The following is a 5,113-nucleotide window of genomic DNA, read 5'->3' as shown; positions in this document are numbered from 1 at the left end:
ACTTGCCGATGCCCCATCATGATCTTCAGTCCTGCCAATTAGACAGACTGAATCACTGATATCTCTGCGTCGCAACAGCTGCCTTTTTCAACAGAATCGGGCCCTAAGCTGAACAACGGAAAAGCCGCCGCCCGAAGCCGGAGTTGAGTTCTTGTTCCGATCTGTGGGCAAGCCTGCGGTTCGGCAACGATGATGATGAGACAGGTTGTCGCAATCTTGCTCGCTCTCAGTTTCCATAAATCGGTTTGACTGACAGTCTTGGTCTCAGTTTTTGGGCTGCGCGCGCATTCCGCGGCCGAGTCAGCGAAAAATTTGCGAGGAGTGCGCGACCTGAGTTTCAGATGATACCGCTCAAAGTAAAAATTTTTGCGCGCACAAGGAATATGAGGGTCAATTTCTTAACCCGCTCATAGGGAATTGTCGTCACCATCGATCACACGCTGAAGTAGACGCTCGAGAAGCGTGCGTTGCGGTCGTAATCCAGTGAGCTCGCCGCTGCGCCGACCAGGCGCGTCACCTACTGACCTTTTTTAGGGGTCCGAGGACCCGCGGAGTGTTGCCATGCCTTTCCAATTCAAACTTCGTATTCATGGGCGTGACTGATTTCGGGTTTTTTTGCTGTGTGCGCGATCATCGCGCTTTCTGTCGGATACACGGTGTTTGCCGTCGGCGGGATTTCCACGACTGTCGATCGCATGGTGAACCTGCGCACACCCGTCGCGCTCGCGAGCACAGAGCTGGTTGGTAATCTCTATTCGACACTGGCGACATTGCGTGGCTATCTCTTGACGGGAAATCCGCAAGGCAGGCTCGATCGGGCCGCGATGTGGAAGGAAATGGATGCCACAGTTGCTGGTTTCGATGAGAAGGCTGTACATTTTACCAACCCTGAGAACAGCCGAAAATGGACCGAGGCTAAGGCCCTGCTCGCAGAATTCAGAGCTGCCCAGGACAAGGCCGAAGCTGTCGCGTTCACTTCCGAGGCATATCCAGCAACTAAGCTACTGGTGACCGAAGCCGGCCCGCGCGCCGAAACAATCTTTTCCGAGATCACCAAGATGATCAACGACGAGGAAGGCCTGGAGGCGACGGCGGAGCGGAAGAGACTGCTGAAAGCCATGGCAGACACGCGGGGCAATTTTGCCGCCGCGACCGCTCAACTTCGCATGTACCTCTTGTCGGGTGAAAAGCACGACAAGGAAAAATTCTTCAAACCCTGGGAGCTCTTCGACAACGGCTATACCGCGGTGAGTGCGAAGAAGAACCTGCTCACGCCGTCTCAGCTGCTCTCTTTCGAGAAGATCACGAAGGCGCGGGGCGAATTTGTCCCCCTTTATGAGAAGATGTTCGCCTTCAGGGAGTCCGCGGACTGGAACGCGCCTGTGCATATTCTCGTAGCGGAAGCGGCGCCGCGGGCGTTGAAGATTCTCGACCTGCTTGACGGGCCGAAGGGTGCCGACGGCACCCGCTCTGGAGGCATCAAGATGAACCAGAACAGGATGCTGGCCGAGGAAAGCCACCAGGTGCAGACGAGTATATCGTTCCTGAAGCTGGTCCTCTGGGGCTTGCTTGCGGCAGGACTGGGCCTCGGCGCCACCATTGCGCTGCTCACTGCTGGCGCGATCGCGCGCCCGATCCAGGGGATGACCGCCGCCATGGGCAGGCTTGCGGGAGGCGATACGTCCACCGCGATCCCCGGTCTGGGCCGGGCTGATGAGGTGGGCGAGATGGCCGAGGCGGTTCAGGTTTTCAAGGACAATATGATTGAAACCGACCGGCTGCGTGCCGTACAGGCGCAATCGGAGGCTCGTGCCGCCGCCCAGCGCAAGACTGACATGCAACAACTCGCTGGCCGGTTCGAGGCTGCGGTCGGAGAGATCATCGAGACGCTGTCGTCATCCTCGACCGAACTCGAGGCGGCCGCCAAGACTCTGAGCAGGACGGCCGAGAGCACCCAGCAGCGCTCCGGCATGGTCGTCGCGGCTTCAGAGGAAGCCTCGACCAACGTTCAATCGGTTGCTTCCGCGACCGAAGAGATGAGTTCATCAGTCACTGAAATCAGTCGCCAGGTGCAGGACGCAGCCAGGATTGCCGGCGCGGCAGTGGACCAGGCACAGAAAACCAACGATCGTGTCAACAAGCTGTCACAGGCGGCAACCCGCATTGGCGACGTGGTCGAACTGATCAATACGATCGCAGGACAGACTAACCTTTTGGCGCTGAACGCGACGATCGAAGCGGCGCGGGCCGGCGAGGCCGGACGCGGCTTCGCTGTCGTTGCTTCCGAAGTCAAGGCGCTCGCCGAACAGACCGCGAAGGCGACTGGGGAGATCAGTCATCAGATCACCGATATACAGGCGGCCACCCAGGATTCCGTCGTCGCGATCAAGGAAATCAGCGGCACGATCAGCCGGATCTCGGAAATTTCCTCCGCAATCGCATCCGCGGTCGAGGAACAGGGCGCGGCCACGCAAGAGATATCGCGCAACATCCAGCAGGCTGCGCAAGGTACCCATGAGGTCGCCTCCAATATCACGGAGGTGCAGCAGGGAGCCACGGAAACCGGTTCAGCCTCATGTCAGGTGCTCGCTTCGGCGCAAACGTTGTCAAACGACAGCGCGAGGTTAAAGACAGAGGTCGAGAAGTTCCTGACCACCGTACGCGCAGCTTGAGGTGCCTCTATGACAAGCACCTCAACATCAGCGAGTTACGCTGGCGTGGTCGCAGCCACAATCCGTGATGGGGCCTCCGAGTGGGCGGCTGCCAACATCATGCTCCCTTACACCTGACCAGGACAGATTGTGCGGCACAATGGGCGCGTACGTTCGTCTTTCGACACCTCGATCTAGGTCTCGATAACATCGTGCCCCGTCGCGCGGAGCGCCGCAAGGAGACCGCTCGGCACCGCATACAGGAATAGGCGACGCGAACGAGATTACTTGATGCCAGGTAGCCCGCCGTCGCGAAGTCGCGCTTTACTGACCATGGCATCCTCGATCATGGATGCCAGCGCACCTTTATAGCTCGGGTTGGGCGCTAGAGACTGCCGCAGCAATGGCGCGCTCGACCTCTGAAGCCAACACGCTCAGGTGATCGGCAAGCCTCGCGAACAATTCTCTTTTTTGCAGGTCTATGACATCGCTGATCGATTTGCAGTCGGCGGCATCGTTGCGGAGCTTCTTGAACTGCTCATGCATCTCCCTCATCTTCTGTGTGCCCCGTCGGCACCCTCTGTTTCATTCAGTCGAGTTGATGGAGGTGTACTTGAGCTCCCGCCGATCCATTTCCGAACGGAGCAACTTTGCATAGTTGCGCAGATTGTCGCCAGCAATGCGGGAGCGGCGGCCATTCGAGCGATCAGCCAACACTTGTCGTTGCACACTTTCCCAAAGAGACAATAAGGTCTGATCTTTCGAGCTTGAAAAGGTCATCCACAGGCCCTCATTAATTGGCCGCGCCGATTGTACCGCGTAGGTCGTGGGCCGGATTGTTCGGTTGCCGACATTGCAGTGGTGAAGCCAAGCGCTCGTTGCACATTGGTCACACCTTCTGTAGGTTGCGGATGTAATGGTAGCTGACAAGAAATAGCGCGATGATCCCGGTGTAAGCGTAGGAACCGAGTACGTGGGTAAAATTCATGCCGCGTCTGCTATCGCGTGGCCCATACAGGCACTGAAGGGATCTCTCGGCTGAAGCCCCGAGTGCGAAGCTCTCATCCGTCAGGCAGACAAGCTGCTGTTCGAATCGTCGAACGAGAACGGATCGGTCCGTCTCCAGCGATCTACCAAGCCGTTAACGGCGGTTAACGTAAAAATCTGCAGCGAGTCTGGCGAAGGCACGAGCATTCGCATGTATTTTCCTCGCTATCATGGTGCCGTGCAACCTACCATCGAAAGTGACGACCAACCCCTAGCGAAAAGCGAACCAACAGAGACGATCCTCGTCGTTGAGGACGACCCTGACCTCAGGACCTACGTCGCAGACGTATTGCGGGATCTCAACTATCGAGTTTTATCGGCCGGTACGGCGCAAGCTGCGCTGACCATCCTTTTACAACAAGATGAGCAGGTGAATCTGCTCCTCACAGACGTCGTGATGCCCGGCATAAACGGCCGTGAATTGGGCCGACGAGCGACAGATAAGACCAGAGCTTAAAATACTTTACATGACGGGTTATTCTCGAAATGCGGTCGTCCACCAAGGGCGGCTCGATGAAGGCGTTGATCTTCTGGAAAAGCCGGTTACCCAAGCGAAGTTGGCTCTCAAAGTTCGCGAAATGCTGGATCGGTCTGGCTCCTCTGTCTTGACCTAAGCCACTCGGGAGGCGCGTCTGTCACAACGCCGGGCACTTCAACCAATATCGGCGGTTTCGGCCAGCCCTTGAGGCCATAGAGCGGCACTGCGAGGAGGCCGCCACAGCTCGCGCAGACCACTTCATCTAGCTCAAGCAACCGGGCATCTACGCCACACCATCGGGCCATGCCAGACCGCGACAAAGAGCCTGTAAGGAAGCCAAGCCGTCTTGGTTGGACGAGGCGCGGCGCATCATCGAAGAGTACGGCGCCGACCTGCGGAGGATCACCAGAAGCTGCGTCGTAAGCTGAACTAGGGCCTCAGGTTGGCGACTCCTTCCAGCCACGTGTACTTCCGCTGTTGGCCCTTAGCATCGAACCTCAATCCTCGCCTTGGCGTCGGCTCTTTGGGGTAGACCGGACGTGTTTGCCGTCATGGCCTATCGACGCTCGTGACCCTAACCGCAAGTCATTGCTCAGAGCAAAAACAGTTGATAGCAGCTTGCCGTCGGTCAAGCGGCCATGATGGGCGGACGGGTTGTGGCCCGTCCTGGCCATCATCAATGATTGCATTCCGTAAAGCTCGGGTTAATCTTACCTAATTCCCGCAGCGAGTTTTCAACAAACGGCCCCGCGCTAGCGCGAGCATGTAATGTCGGGTTTTGGAAGGATTCCGTTGAAAAAGGCCGGCAGTATTTCGTTGTAATAGCTCCGTCGCGACTTGGCCGGAACTGCTCTTACTGACCCTATGCGAGCGTCGGGGTGGGCATCGGGATCAGCTTGGCCATCTTTCGAAGGTTTTGGGCGGTGGCTGCGAGGAT

4 protein-coding genes are annotated in these 5,113 nt (G+C 57.6%); 2 read left to right on the top strand and 2 right to left on the bottom strand.

The annotated features are described in order from the left end of the window. Positions 1-620 precede the first annotated feature (620 nt). On the top strand, positions 621-2,672 hold the full coding sequence (locus tag IVA96_RS35740) for a HAMP domain-containing methyl-accepting chemotaxis protein (protein WP_247415651.1): 2,052 nt from the start codon (positions 621-623) through the stop codon (positions 2,670-2,672). Between the two features lie 345 nt (positions 2,673-3,017). On the opposite strand, the gene IVA96_RS04865 is transcribed toward IVA96_RS35740, so the two are convergent. Both IVA96_RS04865 and IVA96_RS04860 read right to left on the bottom strand, forming a co-directional pair. Then, a complete protein-coding gene (locus tag IVA96_RS04865; RefSeq protein WP_247276072.1) occupies positions 3,018-3,197 on the bottom strand; it encodes a hypothetical protein in 180 nt (59 codons plus the stop codon). 39 nt (positions 3,198-3,236) lie between these two features. Next, positions 3,237-3,431 (bottom strand): hypothetical protein, encoded by a 195-nt coding sequence (locus tag IVA96_RS04860; protein WP_247276071.1) that lies wholly within the window; start codon positions 3,429-3,431, stop codon positions 3,237-3,239. A gap of 418 nt (positions 3,432-3,849) precedes the next feature. On the opposite strand from IVA96_RS04860, the gene IVA96_RS04855 reads away from it, so the two are divergent. Then, on the top strand, positions 3,850-4,155 hold the full coding sequence (locus IVA96_RS04855) for a response regulator (RefSeq protein ID WP_247276070.1): 306 nt from the start codon (positions 3,850-3,852) through the stop codon (positions 4,153-4,155). Positions 4,156-5,113 lie beyond the last annotated feature (958 nt).

It is taken from the genome of Bradyrhizobium sp. 159 (assembly GCF_023073795.1).
Taxonomy (GTDB): domain Bacteria; phylum Pseudomonadota; class Alphaproteobacteria; order Rhizobiales; family Xanthobacteraceae; genus Bradyrhizobium.
The sequence above is the reverse complement of the archived record's forward strand: the minus strand, read 5'-3'. Positions and strand labels throughout refer to the sequence as shown.